This is a genomic window from Pseudomonas sp. BF-B-30, assembly GCF_019956305.1.
Taxonomy (GTDB): domain Bacteria; phylum Pseudomonadota; class Gammaproteobacteria; order Pseudomonadales; family Pseudomonadaceae; genus Aquipseudomonas; species Aquipseudomonas jessenii.
This window is the reverse complement of the sequence record NZ_JAHBDG010000004.1, coordinates 1-22,991: the sequence shown is the minus strand read 5'-3', so window position 1 is coordinate 22,991 and position 22,991 is coordinate 1. Positions and strand designations below refer to the sequence as shown.

The window sequence follows — 22,991 nt, the reverse complement described above, 5'->3', positions numbered from 1 at the left end:
TTTACCGCCCGTGACGGCTCAACCATTGTCCGGCCAGCAATCGGGCCTTCGCGTCTGCCGTGAACACCGCATCGAGATCATCCACTGCCACTACGGGCTCCAGATTCAGTACTTCCTCGATGATACTCGCGATTTCCGGGTAACGAACCCGTTCGTCGAGAAATGCCGCTACAGCCACTTCGTTCGCCGCATTGAGCATGGCTGGCGCGCTGTTACCCGCTTCGGCCGCCTGACGAGCCAGACGCAGGCACGGGAAACGTTTTTCATCGGGCGCCTGGAAGTCCAGCCGCGCAATGGCAAACAGGTCCAGCGGCGCCACGCCCGAGTCAATCCGCTCCGGCCAGGCCAGGGCATTGGCGATGGGCGTGCGCATATCCGGATTACCCAGCTGTGCCAGAACAGAACCATCGACGTAGTCGACCAGCGAATGGATCACACTTTGCGGGTGAATCACCACCTCGACCTGCGAAGGCTTGGCATCGAACAGCCAGCAGGCTTCGATCAACTCAAGCCCCTTGTTCATCATGCTGGCCGAGTCAACGGAGATTTTTCGCCCCATGGACCAATTCGGATGAGCACACGCCTGATCGGGAGAAACATGCGCCAGCTCAGCCATGGGCGTCTGTCGGAACGGACCGCCGGAAGCCGTCAGCAGAATCCGACGCACGCCAACCGCCTCAAGGCCACGGGCATAATCGAGCGGCATGCACTGGAAAATGGCGTTGTGCTCGCTATCGATCGGCAGCAACACCGAACCGCTCTTGCGCACGGCCTGCATGAACAGCGCGCCGGACATGACCAGCGCTTCTTTATTGGCCAGCAGTATCTTCTTGCCGGTCTCCACCGCCGCCAGTGTCGGGCGCAAACCCGCCGCACCGACGATGGCCGCCATGACCGTATCGACTTCCGGATCGGAAGCGACCTGACACAAACCTTCCTCACCCACCAGAACACGGGTCGAGAGACCCGCCGCGCGCAAATCATCTTGCAGGGTGCGGGCAGCTGCGACCTCAGGCACCACGGCAAATCGTGGGACATGGCGCACGCAGAGCGCCAGCAATTCACTCAAGCGGGTGAAGCCAGTCAAGGCAAAGACCTGATACCGATCAGGGTGACGAGCGATGACGTCGAGCGTGCTCAGGCCAATCGAGCCGGTCGCCCCCAAAACGGTAATCTGTTGCGGGCGGCTCATGGGGCAGCCATCCACAGCAGCACCGCAAACACCGGAATCGCTGCCGTCAGGCTGTCGATACGATCCAGAACGCCGCCGTGACCCGGAAGCAGATTACTGCTGTCCTTGATCCCGGACTGACGCTTGAACATGCTTTCAGTGAGATCGCCCACCACCGAAATGAACACGATCAGCGCGGCACCGATCAACCCTTTGAGCAGCTCGGCCACCGTCCAGTCGCGTACCAGACCAACGATTGTGGTAATCACCAGGCTCAGCGCCAGACCACCGTACACGCCCTCCCAGCTTTTGCCCGGACTGACCTGTGGTGCGAGCTTGCGTTTGCCGAAAGCGCGACCGGAGAAGTAGGCGCCAATATCGGCACCCCAGACCAACACCATCACCGCCATGATCAGCCAGTTACCCAGCGGGTATTGCTTGATCTGCACCAGACCTTGCCAGGCTGGCAGGAGAATCAACAGACCGATCACCAACTTGGTCGCCGCACTGGACCATTGCTCGCTCGAGCGCGGATAGGTCAGCACCAGATACGTCGCCACTGCCCACCACAGCACTGAAGCGCCCAACACCCAAGGCGCAAGGCCGGGCAGGATGTACATGAGGAACAGCACCAAAGCGACCACAGCGGCATAGCCGACGCGGTACGCTTGAGCGGCAAAACCCGCCAGACGCGCCCATTCCCAGGCACCAAGGGTCACGACCAGCCCGATGAACAGTGCAAAACCGGAACCTTCAAGCAGGAAAAATCCGCACAAGGCAATCGGCAACAGGATCAGTGCGGTGATGATTCGTTGTTTAAGCATTAAACCCGGGCCCCAGCCTCGACCTGCTCGCTCGTTTTACCGAAGCGGCGCTGGCGGGAAGCGAAATCGGCCAGCGCATTGCGCATGGCGTCGTGTTTGAAGTCCGGCCAGAACAGGTCGGAGAAATACAACTCGGCATAGGCCAGTTGCCAGAGCAGGAAGTTGCTGATGCGGTGCTCGCCACCGGTGCGGATGCACAGGTCCGGCAACGGCAGATCGCCTGTGACCAGGCAGGTCTGCAGCAGATCAGGCGTGATGTCTTCCGGACGCAAGTGCCCGGCCTGAACTTCTCGCGCCAGTCGTTGCGCAGCTTGCGCGATATCCCACTGACCGCCGTAATTGGCGGCGATCTGCAGAACAAAACGATTGGCACCAACCGTCATGGCCTCGGCTTCACGCATGGCAGCCTGCAGCTCAGGATGAAAACGCGAGCGGTCACCAATGATGCGCAGGCTGATGTTGTTGTCGTTGAGGCGTTTGGCCTCACGACGCAGCGCCCTGAAGAACAGGTCCATCAAAGCGCTGACCTCATCGGCAGGACGCTGCCAGTTCTCACTGGAGAAGGCGAACAGGGTCAGCACCTCGACCTTGGCCTCGGCGCAGACTTCAATGACTGCACGTACCGCATCCACGCCCGCTTTATGCCCGGCGACACCAGGCATAAAGCGCTTCTTCGCCCAGCGATTGTTACCATCCATGATAATCGCGACATGGCGCGGCACCGCGGACGGTGCTGTCTGCTTAGTCTTTTCCATGAAAACACAACCCTTTATACGGCCATCAGGTCTTTTTCTTTCTGCGCCAGGTCCGCGTCGATTTTAGCCACGAATTTTTTGGTCAGGTCGTCGATCTCGCCAGTCGCACGACGCTCTTCGTCTTCACTGATCTCTTTTTCCTTGACCAGATCCTTGAGCTGACTGTTGGCATCACGACGAATGTTGCGCACGGCAACACGGGCATCCTCTGCAACGTCACGAGCCTGCTTGGTGAAGCCCTTACGGGTTTCTTCGGTCAGGGCAGGCATGGAGATCAGCAGAAGCTCGCCGAGGTTGGTCGGGTTCAGGTTCAAACCTGCGCTACCGATCGCCTTGTCGACGGCACCCAGCATGTTGCGCTCGAAAGCAACGACTTGCAGGGTACGGGCGTCCTTGACGGTGATGTTGGCCACTTGCTTGATCGGGGTGTCGGAGCCGTAGTACGGCACCATCACACCTTCCAGGATGCTCGGGTGCGCCTGGCCGGTACGAATACGGCCGAAGTTGTGCGCGAGCGACTCCACGGACTTCTGCATGCGCTCTTGAGCGTCTTTCTTGATTTCGTTGATCATTGTGCGCCTTCCTCGATCAGGGTCCCTTCCGCGCCGCCATGTACGATATTCAGCAGGGCGCCGGGCTTGTTCATGTTAAATACGCGTAGTGGCATCTTGTGGTCGCGGCACAGGCAAATGGCCGTCAGATCCATCACACCCAGCTTGCGATCCAGCACTTCATCATAAGTCAGATGATCGAACTTCTCGGCATGCGGGTCTTTGAACGGGTCAGCGGTGTAGACACCATCGACTTTGGTCGCCTTGAGCACGACATCGGCATCGATTTCGATTGCACGCAGGCAGGCTGCCGAATCCGTCGTAAAGAACGGGTTGCCGGTACCGGCCGCGAAAATCACCACGTCCTTGGAGTTCAGGTGACGCATGGCCTTGCGACGATCGTAGTGATCGGTCACGCCAACCATGGAAATAGCGGACATCACGATGGCCGAGATGTTGGCGCGCTCAAGGGCGTCGCGCATGGCCAGGGCGTTCATCACAGTGGCCAGCATGCCCATGTGGTCGCCGGTGACCCGGTCCATGCCAGCCTTGCTCAGCGCTTCACCGCGGAACAGGTTGCCACCACCGATAACCAGGCCAACCTGAACGCCGATGCCGACCAGTTGGCCAACTTCCAATGCCATGCGATCCAGAACTTTCGGATCGATCCCGAACTCTTCCGAGCCCATCAGGGCCTCGCCGCTAAGCTTGAGTAGAATGCGTTTATAGCGAGCCTGATAACCACTGCCCTGCTGAGCCATTGCGAATCTCTCCTGCGGCGTATTTTAAAAAAAATTCTTTGCGAGCTGTTTACAGCTGACGCTCACTCTAGCTTGGCACTGCTTCAGCGCCATCGGAACACGGCTTTGTAAGCCAGTTCCAAAGGGAAACCAAATAAAAATTGATACCCCATCTGAAAAGAGGCTGCGCGCGTGAGCGGGCAGCCTCTTCTGGGCGACAGTTAAAAAACCGTCTTATTGCTTGGCGGCAGCCAGCTGGGCAGCAACTTCTTCTGCGAAGTTGTCCACTGGCTTCTCGATGCCTTCGCCTACTTTGAAGTAAGTGAAGGAAACGATTTCAGCGCCGGCTTTCTTGGCCAGGGCACCAACGGTGACTTCCGGGTTCATCACGAAAGCTTGCTCTACCAGGCTGGCTTCAGCCAGGAACTTGGTGATACGGCCGGCAATCATCTTCTCGACGATTTCAGCTGGCTTGCCTTTCATCTTGTCTTCGTTCAGGGTCAGGAAAACGCCCTTCTCGCGCTCGATGGCTTCTGGCGAAACCTGCGATGGCAGCAGGAACTCAGGGTTGCTTGCCGCCACGTGCATGGCGATCTCTTTGGCCAGCTGAACATCGCCGCCCTTGAGAACAACAGCAACACCGATCTTGTTACCGTGCAGGTAGGTGCCGACAACGTCGCCCTCTACGCGTACCAGGCGACGAATGTTGACGTTCTCGCCTACTTTGGCGACCAGAGCTTCACGAGCCGATTCCTGAGCGGCGATCAGCGGAGCTGCGTCGGTCAGTTTTTCGTCGAAGGCTTTTTCTACGCAGGCAGAAACGAAGTTCTTGAAGTCGTCTTGCAGGGCCAGGAAGTCGGTCTGCGAGTTAACTTCCAGCAGCACGGCTGCCTTGTCGTCAGCCTTGATGGCGATAGCGCCTTCAGCGGCAACGTTGCCAGCTTTCTTGGCAGCCTTGATGGCGCCCGAAGCACGCATGTCATCAATGGCTTTCTCGATGTCGCCGCCAGCCTTGGTCAAGGCCTTTTTGCAGTCCATCATGCCTTCGCCAGTACGCTCGCGCAGTTCTTTGACCAACGCTGCAGTAATCTCTGCCATTTCAAAATCCTCTTGGATAGGTTTTCAACCATTCCACCCGATCGAACGGGCGATCAATTCTTCCCGAACCACCCTTGTTAGCTGCCGCACGTTACAGATAGAGCAGTGGGCGCCGACAAATGGTTTTCGAGGTGGCAAAAAGGGGGCCAAGCCCCCTTTTTGCTTACTGAGTCAACGCCAAGGCGTCAATTACTCAGCTGCTGCTACCGGAGCTTCTTCAACGAAAACTTCGGTGCCGCCGGCAACATTGTTGCGACCGCGGATGACAGCGTCAGCCATCGAACCCATGTACAGCTGGATAGCGCGGATTGCGTCATCGTTGCCTGGGATGATGTAGTCAACGCCTTCCGGGCTGCTGTTGGTATCGACTACGCCAATAACCGGGATGCCCAGCTTGTTGGCTTCGGTGATCGCGATGCGCTCGTGATCAACGTCGATAACGAACAGAGCGTCTGGCAGACCGCCCATGTCCTTGATACCACCCAGGGAACGATCCAGCTTTTCCAGGTCACGAGTGCGCATCAGCGCTTCTTTCTTGGTCAGCTTGGCGAAAGTACCGTCTTCGGCTTGTACTTCAAGGTCACGCAGACGCTTGATGGAAGCACGGATGGTCTTGAAGTTGGTCAGCATGCCGCCCAACCAGCGGTGATCGACGTACGGCGAACCGCAACGTGCTGCTTCTTCAGCAACGATCTTGCCAGCGGAACGCTTGGTGCCGACGAACAGAATCTTGTTTTTGCCCTGGGCCAGACGCTCTACGAAAGTCAGAGCTTCGTTGAACATTGGCAGGGTTTTTTCAAGGTTGATGATGTGGATCTTGTTACGCGCACCGAAAATGTACTTGCCCATTTTCGGGTTCCAGTAACGGGTCTGGTGACCGAAGTGCACACCGGCCTTCAGCATATCGCGCATGTTGACTTGGGACATGATAGTTCCTTAATAAGTCGGGTTTGGCCTCCACGTATCCCAATGACCAACCAGCAGCATCAGCTGAAGGCACCCAGGTCATCGTGTCGACACGTGTGTGGATTTAGGCTTCCCGGGACATCCCCGGAAAGCGGCGCATTTTATATCACAAGACAGGGCAAAACGGAACCCGGATTCTGAAATCCTGGCGAGCGTTTTGTTCCACCCCTTGGAATCCGCCAAGAATGCACCATTCTATAGAGAGAAGCGATGCACACAGCCGCAGATTTGCGCTGATCGTCTGGTAGAATCGTATTTTTCAGGGCTGCGAAGTTCGATCGCGCGCTGCCCTTTCCGTTTAGAAAGCGCCGCCTGGCGCAGAGAGAGCCTGTATGACCGTCACCCTCAAAACCCCCGAGGATATCGCCAAAATGCGTATCGCCGGCAAACTGGCCGCCGATGTGCTGGAAATGATTGCCGAATACGTCAAGCCGGGCGTTACCACCGATCAACTGAACCAGATCTGCCACGACTACATCGTCAATGAGCAGAAAGCCATCCCGGCCCCGCTCAATTACAAGGGCTATCCAAAGTCGATCTGCACGTCGATCAACCATGTGGTCTGCCATGGCATTCCAAACGACAAGCCGCTCAAAGATGGCGACACCCTGAACATCGACGTCACCGTCATCAAGGACGGTTTCCACGGTGATACCAGCCGGATGTTCCACGTCGGCAACGTACCGGTCTGGGCCGAGCGCCTGTCCCAGGTGACCCAGGAATGCATGTACAAGGCGATCGAGATCGTCAAACCCGGCTGCCGCCTGGGCGACATCGGCGAAATCATCCAGAAGCACGCGGAAAAGAACGGCTTCTCGGTGGTTCGCGAATTCTGCGGCCATGGTATCGGCAAGGTGTTCCACGAGGAGCCGCAGATCCTGCATTACGGCCGCGCTGGCACCGGCATGGAACTCAAGGCTGGCATGACCTTCACCATCGAGCCGATGATCAACCAGGGCCGCGCCGACACCAAGGTACTGGGCGACGGCTGGACCGCGATCACCAAGGACCGCAAGCTCTCGGCACAGTGGGAACACACCCTGCTGGTGACCGAAACCGGTTACGAGATCTTCACCTTGCGCAGCGATGACACCATCCCTCGCGTTTCGGCCTGATCCCGCTACCGTACATCGCCTATAGAAAGGAAAGCCAATCGATGCCGCAGGTGGATCCCGAACTCTTCGACCGCGGCCAGTTCCAGGCTGAACTGGCCCTGAAGGCAAGCCCGATCGCGGCCTTCAAGAAGGCGATCCGTCAGGCCCGCGAAGTGCTCGACACGCGTTTTCGCAATGGCCGGGACATTCGCCGGCTGATCGAGGATCGCGCCTGGTTCGTCGATAACATCCTGCAAAAGGCCTGGGAGCAGTTCAGCTGGAGCGAGGACGCCGACATCGCGCTGGTCGCGGTCGGCGGCTACGGCCGTGGCGAATTGCACCCTTATTCCGATATCGACCTGCTGATCCTTCTGGACAGCGCCGACCACGAGGTTTTCCGCGATTCCATCGAGCGTTTTCTGACGCTGTTGTGGGACATCGGCCTGGAGGTCGGTCAGAGCGTTCGCTCGGTCGAAGAATGCGCCGTCGAGGCCCGCGCCGACCTGACGGTCGTCACCAACCTGATGGAAAGCCGCACCATCGCGGGCCCCGAGCGTTTGCGCCAGCGCATGCTGGATGTCACCAGCACCGGGCACATGTGGCCGAGCAAGGACTTCTTCCTGGCCAAGCATGCCGAACAAAAGGCTCGCCACCACAAGTACAACGACACCGAATACAACCTGGAACCCAACGTCAAAGGCTCACCCGGCGGCCTGCGGGATATCCAGACGATTCTGTGGGTGGCCCGTCGCGAGTACGGCACCCTGAACCTGCGGGCACTGGCAGGCGAAGGATTCCTGGTAGAGAGCGAAAACGCCCTGCTCGCCTCCTCCCAGGAGTTCCTGTGGAAGGTTCGCTATGCCCTGCACATGCTGGCCGGCCGCGCCGAAGACCGCCTGCTGTTCGATCACCAGCGCACCATTGCCGGGCTGCTGGGCTTCAAAGGCGACGACGCCAAGCAAGCCATCGAAAACTTCATGCAACAGTATTATCGGGTGGTCATGAGCATCGCCCAACTCAGCGACCTGATCATCCAGCACTTCGAGGAAGTCATCCTCGCACCGGAAGACGAAGCGCCACCGCAGCCGATCAACTCGCGTTTCCAGTTGCATGACGGCTACATCGAGGCACGCAACGACAACGTCTTTCGCCGCACGCCGTTCGCCATGCTCGAAATCTTCGTGCTGATGGCCCAGCAGCCCGAAATCAAGGGTGTGCGCGCCGACACCATTCGCCTGCTGCGGGAACACCGCCACCTGATCGACGACGACTTCCGCAACGATATTCGCAACACCAGCCTGTTTATCGAATTGTTCAAATGCAAGATCGGCATCCACCGCAACCTGCGGCGAATGAACCGTTACGGCATCCTTGGGCGTTATCTGCCCGAATTCGGTTTTATCGTCGGGCAGATGCAACACGATCTGTTCCACATCTATACGGTCGATGCCCACACCCTGAACCTGATCAAACACCTGCGTAAGTTGCAGTACACCCAGGTGTCGGAAAAGTTCCCGCTGGCCAGCAAAGTCATGGGCAAGCTGCCCAAGCCCGAGCTGATCTACATGGCCGGCCTGTACCACGACATCGGCAAAGGCCGGCATGGCGATCACTCGGACATCGGTGCCGTGGATGCCGAGGCCTTTTGCCAGCGTCATCAACTGCCCACGTGGGACAGTCGCCTGATCGTGTGGCTGGTGCAAAACCACCTGGTGATGTCGACCACCGCCCAGCGCAAGGACTTGTCCGACCCGCAGGTGATCCACGATTTCGCCCAGATCGTTGGCGACGAAACCCGCCTCGACTACCTGTATGTGCTGACTGTCGCCGACATCAACGCCACCAACCCGACCCTGTGGAACTCCTGGCGCGCCAGCCTGCTGCGCCAGCTCTACACCGAGACCAAGCGCGCCCTGCGCCGTGGCCTGGAGAACCCGGTGGATCGCGAAGAGCAGATCCGCCAGACCCAGAGCGCCGCCCTGGATATCCTGGTGCGCGGCGGCACCGACCCGGACGATGTCGAGCAGTTGTGGGCGCAGTTGGGTGATGACTATTTCCTGCGCCACACCGCCGGCGACGTGGCCTGGCACAGCGACGCGATACTCCAGCAACCGGCCGACGGCGGACCACTGGTGCTGATCAAGGAAACCACCCAGCGCGAGTTCGAAGGTGGCACGCAGATCTTCATCTATGCCCCGGACCAGCACGACTTCTTTGCCGTGACCGTGGCAACGATGGACCAGCTCAACCTGAACATTCACGACGCCCGGGTCATCACCTCCAGCAGCCAGTTCACCCTCGACACCTATATCGTGCTCGACACCGACGGCGACTCGATTGGCGATAATCCGGCGCGGGTCAAACAGATCCGCGAGGGTCTGACCGAAGCCCTGCGCAACCCGGACAACTACCCGACCATCATCCAGCGCCGGGTGCCACGTCAGCTCAAGCATTTCGCCTTTGCACCACAAGTGACGATCCACAACGACGCCCAGCGCCCGGTGACGGTACTGGAACTCACCGCGCCCGACCGCCCGGGCCTGCTGGCGCGGATCGGCACGATCTTCCTGGAGTTCGATCTGTCGTTGCAGAACGCCAAGATCGCCACCCTCGGCGAACGCGTGGAAGACGTGTTCTTCATCACCGACGCCAACAATCAGCCGTTGTCCGACCCGCTGCTGTGCAGCCGCCTGCAGGATGCGATCGTCGAACAACTGAGCGTCAACCAGGAACCCGATATCAAACTGTCGCGCATCAGCATCTGAATCAACAAATTTCCCCCTGTGGCAACGGACTTCCTGTGGCGAGGGGGCTTGCCCCCGTTGGGTCGCGGAGCGGCCCCAAAACCTGCAAACGCGGCGTATCAGGTACACCGCACACCATGGTTTTACGACTGCTACGCAGCCGAACGGGGGCAAGCCCCCTCGCCACACAAGCCTGCTCCCACATTGAACGAGGCCACCATGAACAACGCTCTGTCCCAGCTCCAGCCCTACCCGTTCGAGAAGCTCCGCGCCCTGCTCGGCAGCGTGACGCCCAATCCGGACAAGCGTCCGATCGCGCTGTCCATCGGCGAGCCGAAACACCGTTCACCAAGCTTTGTCGCCGAGGCCCTGGCCGGCAATCTGGAAAAAATGGCCGTGTACCCGACCACACTCGGTATCCCGGAGCTGCGTGAAGCCATCGCGGCATGGTGCGAGCGTCGCTTCGATGTGCCCAAGGGCTGGATCGACCCGGCGCGCAACGTGCTGCCGGTCAACGGTACCCGCGAAGCGCTGTTCGCTTTCACCCAGACCGTGGTCAACCGTGGCGATGATGCGCTGGTGGTCAGCCCGAACCCCTTCTACCAGATCTACGAAGGCGCGGCGTTCCTCGCCGGGGCCAAGCCGCATTACCTGCCATGCCTGGACGAAAACGGCTTCAACCCGGATTTCGACGCCGTATCGCCGGACATCTGGCAACGCTGCCAGATCCTGTTCCTGTGCTCTCCGGGCAATCCGACCGGCGCCCTGATCCCGGTCGAGACCCTGAAAAAGCTGATCGCCCTGGCCGACGAATACGACTTCGTCATTGCCGCCGATGAGTGCTACAGCGAGCTGTACTTCGACGAACAAACGCCGCCGCCAGGCCTGCTCAGCGCTTGCGCGGAACTGGGTCGCAAGGACTTCAAGCGTTGCGTGGTGTTCCACAGCCTGTCCAAGCGTTCGAACCTGCCAGGCCTGCGCTCGGGCTTTGTGGCCGGTGATGCCGACGTCCTCAAGGGCTTCCTGCTCTATCGCACCTACCATGGCTGTGCGATGCCGGTTCAAACCCAACTGGCCAGCGTAGCCGCGTGGAATGACGAAGTGCACGTGCGCGCCAACCGGGCGCTGTATCGCGAGAAGTTCGATGCGGTGCTGGAAATCCTCAGCCCGGTGCTGGACGTACAGCGTCCGGATGGCAGTTTCTACCTGTGGCCGAATGTCGCCGGTGACGACGCTGCGTTCTGCCGAGACCTGTTCGAGCAGGAGCACGTGACCGTGGTGCCGGGTTCTTACCTGTCGCGGGACGTCGATGGCGTCAATCCAGGGGCCGGGCGTGTGCGCATGGCGCTGGTTGCGCCGTTGGCAGAGTGCGTTGAAGCCGCCGAGCGGATTCGCGATTTCATCCAGCGCCGCAAATAACTCCCCCACGGGGGGCAGGTGTTACTTCACCTGACCGAGTTTCGCCTCGCTCAGGTCCAACTCCCCCAACACCTCACGCAACACGTCATCACCAATCTGGTGATGACGACTGAGGCTGTACAACTCCAGGCGCTGCGCCCGCAGCGCCTTCAAGCGCAAGCGCCGCTCCAGCAAATCCATCTGAAACGCCAGGGCTTGCGCCTCAGCGGAGTCGTTGAACACCTCCAACTGATGTCGGTACTCGGACATGATCCGCGCCTTGAGCTCGACGGCCAGTGCGGACTGGGCGGCGTCCTGCGGATTGACCTCTTCTGTCTCAAGCGCATGAATGGCCGCCTCGGCGGTCTTGCGCCAGGCATCGCGCACTTCGTTGCGCCGCTTGTCGTCCGGACTGGCTTCGATGCCACGCAACAACAGTGGCAGCGCGATGCAGGCCGCAATCAACGAAAGCAGAATCACCCCGGCGGCGATGAAAATCAGCAGATCGCGCTCGGGAAATGCGCTCTCGCCCATGAGCATCGGCACCGACATCACACCCGCCAGCGTCACGGCCCCGCGCACGCCGCCCACGGTCAGCAACCAACAGGATCGCGCCGTCGGCACCCGGGTCACTTCACCCTTGCCACGCAAGCGCCGCAGCAGTACCGACAATCGCCAGATGCTTTGCACCCAGACGAACCGCAAAACCAGCAGCACCAGGAAAATCGCCACCACGTCGAGCCCGCGATACAACAACGTCGGCCATAGCGAAGTTTCGTGACTGGCCACCGCCTTGATGATGTCCGGCAACTGCAAACCCAACAGCAGGAAGATCAAACCGTTGAACGCGAACTCCAGCAGCGACCAGACACTTCGGTTGAGCAAGCGCGTGTTGGTCTGGCGCGGCAACAGGTCGAGCCAGCTCTGCATCATTCCCGCCGCCACCGCCGAGAGGATGCCCGACACTTCCATGCGCTCGGCCAGCACGTAGGCCGCAAACGGCAGCAGCAACATGAACACCACATGCGTCGCCGGATCATCCCAGCCCCGCTCGATCATCCACGCCCGCAGACGGCCGACCAGCCAACTCAAAGCCACCCCGACCGCCAGGCCACCGACAGCGACCAACACGAACGTCAGGCTGGCATTGGCCAGCGAGAACACACCGGTCACCGCCGCCACCAGGGCAAACTTGAATGTCACCAGGCCCGAGGCGTCGTTCATCAGCGCCTCGCCCTGCAAGATGTGCATCAAGGGCGTCGGCAGTCTGTTGCGGGAAATGGCCGACACCGCCACCGCATCCGTCGGTGACAGCACCGCTGCCAGGGCGAACGCCACCGGCAACGGCACACCGGGCAGCAACCAGTGAATGAAATACCCGGCGCCGACCACGGTGAACAGCACCAGGCCCACTGCCAGGGTCAGGATCGGGCCGCGCAAGTGCCAGAATTCGCGTTTGGGCATGCGCCAGCCGTCGGAGAACAACAGTGGTGGCAGGAACAGAAACAGGAACAGTTCGGGATCGAGGGCTACATGGAGGCCGAGCGTCGGCCAGGCAAGCAAGGCCCCAGCGGCAATCTGCACCAATGGCAACGGCAGCGGAACCACCCGTCCGATCAGGCGCGAAACGCCAACCAGCATCAACAGGATCAGAACGGTATAAGCGGTTTGCATAAAGCGTGGTTCCCGGACAATCGACAGCATTGAAGTGCCATATTAGCCGCTTAGACTTCGGGCGACCCTTGCACCTATGTCGCACGCAGGTCGCCGAGCACCGTATTCCCTGTGGGAGCGAGCTTGCTCGCGATAGCGGAGGGTCTATCGACATGGATGTTGAATGTTATTGCGCCATCGCGAGCAAGCTCGCTCCCACAGGATTTGCGCTTCCATGGCATAATCCGTCACCTTTTATTTACGGCACCTGCAAAGGGGGCAATTCCTTGACCGTTTCAAGTAAAACGTTGCACCTTTTCGGCATCAAAGCCTGCGACACCATGAAAAAGGCGCGCACCTGGCTCGATGAACACGCTGTCAGTTATGACTTTCATGATTACAAAGCGGTCGGTATCGACCGTGAACACCTGACCCAATGGTGCAACGAGCACGGCTGGGAAGTGGTGTTGAACCGTGCAGGCACGACCTTTCGCAAGCTCGACGACGAATGCAAAGCCGATCTCGACCAGACGAAAGCCATCGAACTGATGCTCGCACAACCCTCGATGATCAAGCGCCCGGTGCTTGATCTCGGTGACCGAACCCTGATTGGCTTCAAGCCAGATATCTACGCGGCCGCGCTCAAGTAAGCAGCCCGTTTCAATTTGCTAGAGGTATCAACATGTCTACTACCCTGTTCAGCCTGGCCTTTGGTGTCGGCACTCAAAACCGTCAAGGCGCATGGCTGGAAGTGTTCTACGCCCAGCCACTGCTCAACCCGTCCGCCGAACTGGTCGCCGCCATTGCGCCGATCCTCGGTTACAGCGAAGGCAACCAGGCCATCACCTTCACCACCGCGCAGGCCGCGCAACTGGCTGAAGCCGTGAAAGGCATCGACGCGGTACAAGGCAAACTGCTGACCCGCCTCGCCGAGAGCCACAAACCGCTGGTTGCCACCTTGCTGGCCGAAGACGCCCAGCTGTCGTCCACCCCTGAGGCCTACCTCAAGCTGCACCTGCTGAGCCATCGCCTGGTCAAGCCACACGGCCTGAACCTGGCCGGGATCTTCCCGCTGCTGCCGAACGTGGCCTGGACCAGCCAGGGCGCTGTCGACCTGAGCGAACTGGCCGAACTGCAACTCGAAGCCCGCCTGCGCGGCGAGCTGCTGGAAGTGTTCTCGGTGGACAAGTTCCCGAAAATGACCGACTACGTGGTTCCGGCCGGCGTGCGTATCGCTGACGCTGCGCGCCTGCGTCTGGGTGCCTACGTGGGCGAAGGCACCACCGTGATGCACGAAGGTTTCATCAACTTCAACGCCGGCACCGAAGGCCCGGGCATGATCGAAGGCCGCGTATCCGCTGGCGTATTCGTCGGCAAGGGTTCGGACCTGGGCGGCGGCTGCTCGACCATGGGTACCCTGTCGGGCGGCGGCAACATCGTGATCAAGGTCGGCGAAGGCTGCCTGATCGGCGCCAACGCCGGTATCGGTATCCCGTTGGGCGACCGCAACACCGTCGAGTCGGGCCTGTACGTGACCGCCGGCACCAAAGTGGCGCTGCTGGACGAAAACAATCAGCTGGTCAAAGTGGTCAAGGCCCGTGAACTGGCCGGCCAGCCAGACCTGCTGTTCCGTCGCAATTCGGAGACCGGTGCCGTGGAATGCAAAACCCACAAATCGGCCATCGAACTGAACGAAGCGCTGCACGCTCACAACTAAGCCACACGATCCCTGTTCCTGTAGGAGCGAGCCTGCTCGCGATGGACGTCAACCATAACGCGGGGCATCAGACAGCCCGTGTCGTCCAAGCGATCATCGCGAGCCAGCTCGCTCCTACAGGGATCAAGTGCATAGGCCGAACAGCATGATGATTCTCTCCCCCTGGCGTGTCGATTTTCCGGCCATCGCCGCCCTGCAACGGCAAGACCAGACCTATCTGGACAACGCTGCCACCACGCAAAAACCTCAAGCCCTGCTCGATGCCCTGGCGCACTACTATGCCAACGGCGCGGCCAACGTGCATCGGGCGCAGCATTTGCCCGGCGCCCACGCCACCCAGGCGTTCGAGGACAGCCGCCGCAAAGTCGCGCAATGGCTCAATACTGGCGATTGCGGGCAGATCATATTTACCCACGGCGCGACGTCCGCGCTGAATCTCCTGGCCTATGGCCTGGAACATCTTTTCAATCCGGGCGACGAGATTGTCATCAGCGCCCTGGAGCATCACGCCAACCTGCTGCCCTGGCAGCAACTGGCGCACCGTCGCGACCTGAAACTGGTGATCCTGCCGCTGGATGCCGACGGCGTGATCGACCTTGAAGCCGCCGCCGGTTTGATCGGCGCACGCACGCGTCTGTTGGCGGTCAGCCAGCTGTCCAACGTGATTGGCGCATGGCAGCCGCTGCCGCAATTGCTGGCACTGGCCAAGGCGCACAACGCCCTGACCGTGATCGACGGCGCCCAGGGCGTGGTCCATGGTCGCCACGACGTGCAGGCGCTGGGCTGCGATTTCTATGTGTTCTCCAGCCACAAGCTCTACGGCCCCGATGGCCTGGGTGTGCTGTTCGGGCGCAACACAGCACTGCAACAACTGCGTCCCTGGCAGTTCGGTGGTGAAATGGTGCTCGATGCCAATTATCACGACGCACGCTTTCGCCCGGCACCGCTGGGTTTCGAGGCCGGTACGCCGCCGATTGCCAGCGTGATCGGCCTGGGAGCGACCCTGGACTACCTCGCCGGGCTCGATCAGGACGCCGTGTCTGCCCATGAAGCTGCGTTGCATGCCTGTCTGCTCAAGGGCCTGGAGGCGCGCAACGGCATTCGCCTGTTGGGCAAGCCGCAAGTGGCACTGGCCAGTTTCACCGTCGAGGGTGTGCATAACTCCGATCTCGCGCATTTGCTGACCGAACAAGGGATCGCGGTGCGTGCCGGCCACCACTGCGCGATGCCGCTGCTCAAACGCTTCGAACTGGCCGGAGCGATTCGGGTGTCGTTGGCGCTGTACAACGATTCCGAAGACCTGGAGCGGTTCTTTGAAGCCCTGGATCAGGCGCTGGAGCTATTGCGATGAAACTGCCTGCCGATGCCGTGACGGCACTCGATATCTTTCAGAAAGCGGCAGGCTGGGAACAACGCGCGCGCCTGCTGATGCAATGGGGCGAGCGCCTGCCCGCGTTGAGCGACACGCAAATGTGCGACGCCAATCGGGTACACGGCTGTGAAAGCCAGGTGTGGCTGGTGGGCGAGTTGCGCGACGGTCATTGGCAGTTCAGCGCCAACAGTGATGCACGGTTGATTCGCGGGTTGGTGGCGTTGCTGCTGGCGCGGGTCAACGGCTTGTCCGCAGCCGAGTTGCAACAGGTGGATTTGCCGGACTGGTTCAATCAGCTGGGGTTGGGACGGCAGTTATCCGAGTCCCGCAGCAATGGCTTGAATGCGGTGCTTCAGCAAATGCGGGAGTTGGCCGGTTAATCGCCTTCGCGAGCAAGCCCGCTCCCACATTGGACTTCGGTCGTACACAAAAACTGTATTCACTGAAGATCAAATGTGGGAGCGGGCTTGCTCGCGAAGAGGCCATCAGCAACAACCTCAGGCCTGCGACTTGACCCGCTCCGCCGGCCGCCGCACACCCGCGACAATCTTGTCCACAGCCTTGGTCGCCGCGACCATGCCAAACGTCGCCGTCACCATCATCACTGCGCCAAACCCGCCGGCACAGTCGAGCTTCACGCCATCACCTACAAAACTCTTCTGCAGGCAAATGCTGCCGTCCGGTTTCGGGTAGCGCAGTTGCTCGGTGGAAAACACGCACGGCACGCTGTAGTGGCGGGTCACGGTGCGTGAGAAGCCGTAGTCGCGGCGCAGCGTGGAGCGCACCTTCGACGCCAATGGATCATTGAACGTGCGATTGAGGTCGCAGACTTGGATCAACGTCGGGTCAATCTGCCCGCCCGCGCCGCCGGTAGTGATGATCTGGATCTTGCGCCGCTTGCACCAGGCGATCAACGCGGCCTTGGCGTTGACGCTGTCGATGCAGTCGATCACGCAGTCGATGTTCGGCGTGATGTACTCGGCCATGGTGTCGCGGGTGACGAAGTCAGGCACCGCATGCACCGTGCAGTCCGGGTTGATCCCGCGCAGACGCTCGGCCATCACCTCGACCTTGGGCTTGCCCACCGTGCTGTCCAGCGCGTGCAACTGGCGGTTGGCGTTGCTGACGCAGACATCATCGAGGTCGAACAGCGAAATTTCGCCAACGCCACAACGGGCCATGGCTTCCGCCGCCCAGGAACCGACGCCACCGACGCCCACGATCGCCACATGGGCCGCTTTCAGACGCTCAAGGCCTTCGATGCCATACAAGCGGGCGATGCCAGCAAACCGCGGATCTTCTGTACTCATGACCATTACCCCAAAAACCGGCGCGCATTATAGGGCCGTCGACGCCCAAGAGCATCATTGCGCTATGAACGGGCAACATCCACGAAAACTAAATCGAACAAAGATTCGTCCTACACGCTCTAAAGAAAGAACTTAAACCGACTTGGATTGCCCAATGTCCGGCAATTCCCTGTCCGCTGTACGACCAGAGAATGCCCGGTGTAGGATGCGCGCCCCTTGGCGACCGCCAACCGTTCCTTCGTTCCACAGTCTTTGGAACCCGAAATAACTATGTCATCGCGTAAATTTGGACTCAACCTGGTCGTGGTGCTCGCCATCGCAGCCTTGTTTACCGGCTTCTGGGCGCTGATCAACCGCCCGGTCACCGCCCCCAACTGGCCTGAACAGATCTCCGGCTTCTCGTACTCGCCATTCCAGCAGGGCCAGTTCCCGCAGAAAGACCAGTTCCCGACCGACGATCAAATGCGTCGCGACCTGGAGATCATGAGCAAGCTGACGGACAACATCCGCATCTACTCGGTCGATGGCACGCTGCAGAACATCCCGAAGCTGGCGGAAGAGTTCGGCTTGCGGGTGACCCTAGGGATCTGGATCAGCCCGGACCTGGAACGCAACGAACGGGAAATCACCCGCGCCATTGAAATCGCCAACTCCTCGCGCAGCGTGGTTCGCGTGGTGGTCGGCAACGAGGCCATTTACCGCAAGGAAATCACCGCCCAGGAACTCAGCGTCATGCTCGATCGCGTGCGTGCCGCCGTGAAAGTGCCGGTGACCACGTCCGAACAGTGGCACGTGTGGGAAGAACACCCGGAACTGGCCAAGCACGTCGACCTGATTGCCGCGCACGTCCTGCCTTACTGGGAATTCGTCCCGATGGACAAGGCCGGGCAGTTCGTCCTCGACCGCGCCCGCGACCTGAAAAAGATGTTCCCGAAAAAACCACTGCTGCTGTCCGAGGTGGGCTGGCCGAGCAACGGCCGCATGCGTGGTGGCGCCGACGCCTCCCCGGCGGACCAGGCGATTTATCTGCGAACCCTGGTCAACAAGCTCAATCGCCAGGGCTTCAACTACTTCGTGATCGAAGCGTTTGACCAGCCGTGGAAAGCCAGCGACGAAGGTTCCGTCGGCGCCTACTGGGGCGTGTTCAACGCCGCGCGCCAGCAGAAGTTCAACTTCGAAGGCCCGGTGGTGGCGATTCCGCAATGGCGCGTGTTGGCCATTGGTTCGGTGGTATTGGCGCTGTTGTCGCTGACCCTGCTGATGATCGACGGCTCGGCCCTGCGCCAGCGTGGCCGTACCTTCCTGACCTTCATTGCGTTCCTGTGTGGTTCGGTGCTGGTGTGGATCGGTTACGACTACAGCCAGCAATACAGCACCTGGTTCAGCCTGACGGTGGGCTTCTTGCTCGCCCTCGGTGCGCTCGGGGTGTTTATCGTGCTGCTGACCGAAGCCCATGAACTGGCCGAAGCGGTGTGGGTGCACAAGCGCCGGCGCGAGTTCCTGCCGGTGGAAGGCGACTCCAGCTACCGCCCGAAAGTGTCGATTCACGTGCCCTGCTACAACGAGCCGCCGGAGATGGTCAAACAGACCCTCAACGCCCTGGCCAACCTCGACTATCCGGACTTCGAAGTCCTGATCATCGACAACAACACCAAGGACCCGGCGGTCTGGGAGCCGGTGCGCGATTATTGCGAAACCCTCGGCCCGCGCTTCAAGTTCTTCCACGTGGCACCACTGGCCGGCTTCAAGGGCGGTGCGCTGAACTACCTGATCCCGCACACCGCCAAGGACGCCGAAGTGATCGCGGTGATCGACTCCGATTACTGCGTGCACCCGAACTGGCTCAAGCACATGGTGCCGCACTTCGCCGACCCGAAAATCGCCGTGGTGCAGTCGCCGCAGGATTACCGCGACCAGAACGAAAGCACCTTCAAGAAGCTCTGCTACGCGGAATACAAAGGCTTCTTCCACATCGGCATGGTCACCCGCAACGACCGCGACGCGATCATCCAGCACGGCACCATGACCATGACCCGTCGCTCGGTGCTCGAAGAACTGGGCTGGGCCGACTGGTGCATCTGCGAAGACGCCGAACTGGGCCTGCGGGTATTCGAAAAAGGCCTGTCGGCAGCGTACTACCACACCAGCTACGGCAAGGGCCTGATGCCCGATACCTTCATCGACTTCAAGAAACAGCGTTTCCGCTGGGCCTACGGAGCGATCCAGATCATCAAGCGCCACACCGCCAGCCTGCTGCGCGGCAAGGACACCGAGCTGACCCGTGGCCAGCGCTACCACTTCCTCGCGGGCTGGTTGCCATGGGTGGCGGACGGCATGAACATCTTCTTCACCGTCGGCGCGCTGTTGTGGTCGGCGGCGATGATCATCGTGCCGCAACGGGTCGATCCGCCGCTGCTGATCTTCGCAATCCCGCCATTGGCGTTGTTCGTGTTCAAGGTCGCCAAGATCATCTTCCTCTACCGTCGTGCGGTCGGGGTGAATCTGAAGGACGCCTTCTGCGCGGCGCTGGCCGGTCTGGCGTTGTCCCACACCATCGCCAAAGCGGTGCTGTACGGCTTCTTCACCAGCAGCATTCCGTTCTTCCGTACGCCGAAGAATGCCGACAACCACGGCTTCTGGGTGGCGATTTCCGAAGCCCGGGAAGAGATGTTCATCATGCTGCTGTTGTGGAGCGCGGCCCTGGGGATCTACCTGGTGAACGGCATGCCGAGCAACGACATGCGCTTCTGGGTCACCATGCTGCTGGTGCAGTCGCTGCCGTACGTCGCGGCGCTGATCATGGCGTTCCTGTCGTCGCTGCCGAAACCGGCCGCCGAGCCTGAAACGGCACCTGTCGTCTAAATCTGCGCGGATGCACTAAACGGCGGCCAATGGTCGCCGTTTTGCTTTAAGATAAGCGCCATTTTGCAGGGCTTGGCGTGATACAGGTCGTACTGACCGCACACAATTTCTGTGGGAGCGGGCTTGCTCGCGAATGCGTTGTAACAGTCGAGGAGTATGTTGACTGACACACCGCATTCGCGAGCAAGCCCGCTCCCACATTAAAAGCCAAAGCCCATATCTAATGATTCCGGAGTTTTCCATGACGGCCCACGCCGACCTTTCGCCGACCCTCCAACTCGCCATCGACCTGATCCGCCGTCCGTCCGTGACGCCGATCGACGCCGATTGCCAGAAGCAGATGATGCAGCGCCTGGGCGATGCCGGTTTCACCCTGGAACCGATGCGCATCGAAGATGTAGATAACTTCTGGGCCACACACGGCCAGGACGACGGTCCGGTGCTGTGCTTCGCCGGCCACACCGACGTGGTCCCGACCGGCCCGGTGGCGGCCTGGCAGATCGAACCGTTCAACGCGCTGATCGACGAACACGGCATGCTCTGCGGCCGTGGCGCCGCCGACATGAAAGGCAGCCTCGCCGCCATGACCGTCGCCTCCGAGCGTTTTGTCACCGACTACCCGAATCACAAGGGCAAAGTCGCCTTCCTGATCACCAGCGACGAAGAAGGCCCGGCGCATCACGGCACCAAGGCCGTGGTCGAACGCCTCGCTGCGCGCAAGGAACGTCTGGACTGGTGCATCGTCGGCGAACCGTCGAGCACCACCCTGGTGGGTGACGTGGTCAAGAACGGTCGTCGCGGCTCCCTCGGCGCCAAGCTGACCGTGCGCGGTGTGCAAGGCCACGTGGCCTACCCGCACCTGGCCAAGAACCCGATCCACCTCGCTGCCCCGGCCCTGGCCGAACTGGCTGCCGAGCACTGGGATCACGGTAACGATTTCTTCCCGCCCACCAGTTTCCAGATCTCCAACGTCAACTCCGGCACCGGTGCGACCAACGTGATCCCGGGTGACCTGGTGGCGGTGTTCAACTTCCGTTTCTCCACCGAATCGACGGTCGAAGGCCTGCAAAAGCGCGTCGCCGACATCCTCGACAAGCATGGCCTGGACTGGCACATCGACTGGGCGCTGTCCGGCCTGCCGTTCCTCACCGAACCTGGCGCGCTGCTCGACGCGGTATCGTCGAGCATCAAGGACATCACCGGTCGTGAAACCAAGGCGTCCACCAGCGGTGGTACCTCCGACGGCCGTTTCATCGCAACCATGGGTACCCAGGTTGTTGAGCTGGGCCCGGTCAACGCGACCATCCACCAGGTCAACGAACGCGTGCTGGCAGCCGATCTCGACGTACTGACCGAAATCTACTACCAGACCCTGATCAAGTTGCTCGCCTGATGCTTGCGTGCCCGATCTGCAGTGAGCCGCTCAATGCGGTGGACAACGGCGTGGCCTGCCCCGCCGGGCATCGTTTCGACCGTGCGCGCCAGGGTTACTTGAACCTGTTGCCGGTGCAGCACAAGAACAGCCGTGACCCTGGGGATAACCAGGCAATGGTCGAAGCCCGTCGCGACTTCTTGAACGCCGGGCACTACGCCCCGGTGGCCAAGCGTCTGGCGGAGCTGGCGGCAGGTGTAGCACCACAGCACTGGCTGGACATCGGTTGTGGCGAGGGTTACTACACCGCGCAAATCGCCGAGGCCCTGCCAGATGCCGAAGGTTATGCCCTGGACATCTCCCGCGAAGCGGTCAAACGCGCCTGCAAACGCAACCCGCAGCTGACCTGGTTGATCGCCAGCATGGCGCGGGTGCCGTTGGCTTCCGGCAGTTGCCAGTTCCTGGCCAGCGTCTTCAGCCCGCTGGATTGGGAAGAAGCCAAGCGCCTGCTCAGTGTTGGCGGCGGCCTGATGAAAGTCGGGCCGACCAGCGGCCACCTGATGGAACTGCGTGAGCGGCTGTACGACGAAGTCCGTGAATACACTGACGACAAGCACCTGGCCCTGGTGCCGGAAGGCATGGCGCTGGCCCACAGCGAAACCCTGGAATTCAAACTGACGCTGCAAAGCGGTCAGGACCGGGCGAACCTGCTGGCCATGACGCCCCATGGCTGGCGCGCCAGTGCCGAGCGCCGTGCTGCCGTTATCGAACAGGCCGAGCCGTTCGAGGTCACCGTGTCGATGCGCTACGATTATTTCGTACTTCAATAACCTTAATTTTTGGTCTCGGGCAAATGCTCAAGACCGGCTAAATCCGCGAATGGATTTTTCAGACCCGCAGTGAGGACATCCATGCGCCAACCCGATATCGAGATTTACCTGAAAGACGCCGACGTCGACCACAAAGCCATTGCCGCCTGGCTCGGTGCGGCATTGGGTCCGTGCACCGATTGGGTCCAGAAGGGCCAGACCTACAAGTGCAAGGCTGGCAACGTGCCAGTGACCTGGCTGCCAAAAGCCGTCGGCAAATGGAACAGCCTGTATCTGGAAAGCGACCAGACCCCATGGGACGACGACATCGCCTGCGCCCGCGCCGCGTTTGCCGCGCTCAACGTGGAAGTGCGTTGTGCACCGGGCACCTGGGTCGAGGAAGAAGGTGAAGAGACGGCGGACCGCTGGATCCGCATCAGCGCCGATGGTGAAGAAGAAATCACCTGGAAAACTGCTTAACAACAAGCGGCACCGACCAAACGTGGGAGCGGGCTTGCTCGCGAAAGCGGTACATCAGTCGACATCAGCTTTGAC

Annotated in this window: 20 protein-coding genes; 11 read left to right on the top strand and 9 right to left on the bottom strand. The window is 60.5% G+C overall.

Annotated features, from left to right (window positions below; translation table 11 throughout):
• Nucleotide 1: 1 nt before the first annotated feature.
• The 7 genes from ispC to rpsB form a co-directional block, all read right to left on the bottom strand.
• Entirely contained in the window at nucleotides 2-1,192 is a 1,191-nt protein-coding gene (gene ispC, locus KGB29_RS02390) for a 1-deoxy-D-xylulose-5-phosphate reductoisomerase (RefSeq protein WP_150812905.1), read from the bottom strand.
• Nucleotides 1,189-1,995, bottom strand: coding sequence for a phosphatidate cytidylyltransferase (locus KGB29_RS02385; RefSeq protein WP_057716172.1), 807 nt, complete (start codon nucleotides 1,993-1,995; stop codon nucleotides 1,189-1,191). Before KGB29_RS02385 ends, ispC begins: the two co-directional genes overlap by 4 nt.
• Nucleotides 1,995-2,750 (bottom strand): polyprenyl diphosphate synthase, encoded by a 756-nt coding sequence (gene uppS / locus KGB29_RS02380; RefSeq protein WP_150812904.1) that lies wholly within the window; start codon nucleotides 2,748-2,750, stop codon nucleotides 1,995-1,997. The genes KGB29_RS02385 and uppS overlap by 1 nt, the downstream gene beginning before the upstream one ends.
• A 14-nt stretch (nucleotides 2,751-2,764) precedes the next feature.
• Complete coding sequence (gene frr / locus KGB29_RS02375; protein WP_008000041.1) at nucleotides 2,765-3,322, bottom strand: ribosome recycling factor; 558 nt, start codon at nucleotides 3,320-3,322, stop codon at nucleotides 2,765-2,767.
• The gene (gene pyrH, locus KGB29_RS02370) at nucleotides 3,319-4,062 is read right to left on the bottom strand and encodes a UMP kinase (RefSeq protein ID WP_056720982.1); all 744 of its coding nucleotides are present in this window, start codon (nucleotides 4,060-4,062) and stop codon (nucleotides 3,319-3,321) included. The genes frr and pyrH overlap by 4 nt, the downstream gene beginning before the upstream one ends.
• Before the next feature lie 213 nt (nucleotides 4,063-4,275).
• Nucleotides 4,276-5,139 carry a translation elongation factor Ts gene (gene tsf, locus KGB29_RS02365; RefSeq protein ID WP_150812903.1) on the bottom strand — a complete coding sequence of 288 codons (864 nt, stop codon included), beginning with the start codon at nucleotides 5,137-5,139 and terminating at the stop codon, nucleotides 4,276-4,278.
• A 189-nt stretch (nucleotides 5,140-5,328) separates the two neighbouring features.
• Entirely contained in the window at nucleotides 5,329-6,066 is a 738-nt protein-coding gene (gene rpsB, locus KGB29_RS02360) for a 30S ribosomal protein S2 (RefSeq protein WP_007978390.1), read from the bottom strand.
• Between the two features lie 371 nt (nucleotides 6,067-6,437).
• Between rpsB and map the strand changes: the two genes are divergently transcribed.
• The 3 genes from map (at nucleotide 6,438) to dapC (ending at nucleotide 11,362) form a co-directional block, all read left to right on the top strand.
• The gene (map, locus tag KGB29_RS02355; protein ID WP_057716174.1) at nucleotides 6,438-7,220 is read left to right on the top strand and encodes a type I methionyl aminopeptidase; all 783 of its coding nucleotides are present in this window, start codon (nucleotides 6,438-6,440) and stop codon (nucleotides 7,218-7,220) included.
• 41 nt (nucleotides 7,221-7,261) lie between these two features.
• Nucleotides 7,262-9,964 (top strand): [protein-PII] uridylyltransferase, encoded by a 2,703-nt coding sequence (locus KGB29_RS02350; protein WP_150812902.1) that lies wholly within the window; start codon nucleotides 7,262-7,264, stop codon nucleotides 9,962-9,964.
• Between the two features lie 198 nt (nucleotides 9,965-10,162).
• Nucleotides 10,163-11,362 (top strand): succinyldiaminopimelate transaminase, encoded by a 1,200-nt coding sequence (dapC, locus tag KGB29_RS02345; RefSeq protein WP_150812901.1) that lies wholly within the window; start codon nucleotides 10,163-10,165, stop codon nucleotides 11,360-11,362.
• A gap of 21 nt (nucleotides 11,363-11,383) precedes the next feature.
• Here dapC and KGB29_RS02340 read toward each other — a convergent pair whose 3' ends face one another.
• Entirely contained in the window at nucleotides 11,384-13,015 is a 1,632-nt protein-coding gene (locus KGB29_RS02340) for a Na+/H+ antiporter (RefSeq protein ID WP_154861813.1), read from the bottom strand.
• Nucleotides 13,016-13,281: 266 nt separating this feature from the next.
• On the opposite strand from KGB29_RS02340, the gene KGB29_RS02335 reads away from it, so the two are divergent.
• The 4 genes from KGB29_RS02335 to KGB29_RS02320 all read left to right on the top strand — a co-directional run bounded on the left by KGB29_RS02335 (nucleotide 13,282) and on the right by KGB29_RS02320 (nucleotide 16,463).
• The gene (locus KGB29_RS02335) at nucleotides 13,282-13,644 is read left to right on the top strand and encodes an ArsC family reductase (protein WP_154861814.1); all 363 of its coding nucleotides are present in this window, start codon (nucleotides 13,282-13,284) and stop codon (nucleotides 13,642-13,644) included.
• 32 nt (nucleotides 13,645-13,676) lie between these two features.
• Nucleotides 13,677-14,711 carry a 2,3,4,5-tetrahydropyridine-2,6-dicarboxylate N-succinyltransferase gene (gene dapD, locus KGB29_RS02330; protein WP_008019559.1) on the top strand — a complete coding sequence of 345 codons (1,035 nt, stop codon included), beginning with the start codon at nucleotides 13,677-13,679 and terminating at the stop codon, nucleotides 14,709-14,711.
• A gap of 145 nt (nucleotides 14,712-14,856) precedes the next feature.
• Nucleotides 14,857-16,062, top strand: coding sequence for an aminotransferase class V-fold PLP-dependent enzyme (locus KGB29_RS02325; RefSeq protein WP_150812897.1), 1,206 nt, complete (start codon nucleotides 14,857-14,859; stop codon nucleotides 16,060-16,062).
• Nucleotides 16,059-16,463 (top strand): SufE family protein, encoded by a 405-nt coding sequence (locus tag KGB29_RS02320; protein WP_154861816.1) that lies wholly within the window; start codon nucleotides 16,059-16,061, stop codon nucleotides 16,461-16,463. Before KGB29_RS02325 ends, KGB29_RS02320 begins: the two co-directional genes overlap by 4 nt.
• A gap of 117 nt (nucleotides 16,464-16,580) precedes the next feature.
• On the opposite strand, the gene tcdA is transcribed toward KGB29_RS02320, so the two are convergent.
• Nucleotides 16,581-17,399, bottom strand: coding sequence for a tRNA cyclic N6-threonylcarbamoyladenosine(37) synthase TcdA (gene tcdA / locus KGB29_RS02315; protein ID WP_154861817.1), 819 nt, complete (start codon nucleotides 17,397-17,399; stop codon nucleotides 16,581-16,583).
• A gap of 264 nt (nucleotides 17,400-17,663) precedes the next feature.
• On the opposite strand from tcdA, the gene KGB29_RS02310 reads away from it, so the two are divergent.
• The 4 genes from KGB29_RS02310 to KGB29_RS02295 all read left to right on the top strand — a co-directional run bounded on the left by KGB29_RS02310 (nucleotide 17,664) and on the right by KGB29_RS02295 (nucleotide 22,916).
• The gene (locus KGB29_RS02310; protein WP_154861818.1) at nucleotides 17,664-20,255 is read left to right on the top strand and encodes a glycosyltransferase; all 2,592 of its coding nucleotides are present in this window, start codon (nucleotides 17,664-17,666) and stop codon (nucleotides 20,253-20,255) included.
• Between the two features lie 241 nt (nucleotides 20,256-20,496).
• A complete protein-coding gene (gene dapE, locus KGB29_RS02305; RefSeq protein ID WP_102669819.1) occupies nucleotides 20,497-21,648 on the top strand; it encodes a succinyl-diaminopimelate desuccinylase in 1,152 nt (383 codons plus the stop codon).
• Entirely contained in the window at nucleotides 21,648-22,457 is an 810-nt protein-coding gene (locus KGB29_RS02300) for a putative RNA methyltransferase (protein WP_150812894.1), read from the top strand. The genes dapE and KGB29_RS02300 overlap by 1 nt, the downstream gene beginning before the upstream one ends.
• Before the next feature lie 81 nt (nucleotides 22,458-22,538).
• On the top strand, nucleotides 22,539-22,916 hold the full coding sequence (locus KGB29_RS02295; protein ID WP_057716183.1) for a hypothetical protein: 378 nt from the start codon (nucleotides 22,539-22,541) through the stop codon (nucleotides 22,914-22,916).
• Nucleotides 22,917-22,991 lie beyond the last annotated feature (75 nt).

Bases quoted from the DNA above. Each gene is read 5' to 3' on its own strand.
- ispC (WP_150812905.1), bottom strand. From the start codon at position 1,192: ATGAGCCGCCCGCAACAGATTACCGTTTTGGGGGCGACCGGCTCGATT.
- KGB29_RS02385 (WP_057716172.1), bottom strand. From the start codon at position 1,995: ATGCTTAAACAACGAATCATCACCGCACTGATCCTGTTGCCGATTGCC.
- uppS (WP_150812904.1), bottom strand. From the start codon at position 2,750: ATGGAAAAGACTAAGCAGACAGCACCGTCCGCGGTGCCGCGCCATGTC.
- frr (WP_008000041.1), bottom strand. From the start codon at position 3,322: ATGATCAACGAAATCAAGAAAGACGCTCAAGAGCGCATGCAGAAGTCC.
- pyrH (WP_056720982.1), bottom strand. From the start codon at position 4,062: ATGGCTCAGCAGGGCAGTGGTTATCAGGCTCGCTATAAACGCATTCTA.
- tsf (WP_150812903.1), bottom strand. From the start codon at position 5,139: ATGGCAGAGATTACTGCAGCGTTGGTCAAAGAACTGCGCGAGCGTACT.
- rpsB (WP_007978390.1), bottom strand. From the start codon at position 6,066: ATGTCCCAAGTCAACATGCGCGATATGCTGAAGGCCGGTGTGCACTTC.
- map (WP_057716174.1), top strand. From the start codon at position 6,438: ATGACCGTCACCCTCAAAACCCCCGAGGATATCGCCAAAATGCGTATC.
- KGB29_RS02350 (WP_150812902.1), top strand. From the start codon at position 7,262: ATGCCGCAGGTGGATCCCGAACTCTTCGACCGCGGCCAGTTCCAGGCT.
- dapC (WP_150812901.1), top strand. From the start codon at position 10,163: ATGAACAACGCTCTGTCCCAGCTCCAGCCCTACCCGTTCGAGAAGCTC.
- KGB29_RS02340 (WP_154861813.1), bottom strand. From the start codon at position 13,015: ATGCAAACCGCTTATACCGTTCTGATCCTGTTGATGCTGGTTGGCGTT.
- dapD (WP_008019559.1), top strand. From the start codon at position 13,677: ATGTCTACTACCCTGTTCAGCCTGGCCTTTGGTGTCGGCACTCAAAAC.
- KGB29_RS02325 (WP_150812897.1), top strand. From the start codon at position 14,857: ATGATGATTCTCTCCCCCTGGCGTGTCGATTTTCCGGCCATCGCCGCC.
- KGB29_RS02320 (WP_154861816.1), top strand. From the start codon at position 16,059: ATGAAACTGCCTGCCGATGCCGTGACGGCACTCGATATCTTTCAGAAA.
- tcdA (WP_154861817.1), bottom strand. From the start codon at position 17,399: ATGGTCATGAGTACAGAAGATCCGCGGTTTGCTGGCATCGCCCGCTTG.
- KGB29_RS02310 (WP_154861818.1), top strand. From the start codon at position 17,664: ATGTCATCGCGTAAATTTGGACTCAACCTGGTCGTGGTGCTCGCCATC.
- dapE (WP_102669819.1), top strand. From the start codon at position 20,497: ATGACGGCCCACGCCGACCTTTCGCCGACCCTCCAACTCGCCATCGAC.
- KGB29_RS02300 (WP_150812894.1), top strand. From the start codon at position 21,648: ATGCTTGCGTGCCCGATCTGCAGTGAGCCGCTCAATGCGGTGGACAAC.
- KGB29_RS02295 (WP_057716183.1), top strand. From the start codon at position 22,539: ATGCGCCAACCCGATATCGAGATTTACCTGAAAGACGCCGACGTCGAC.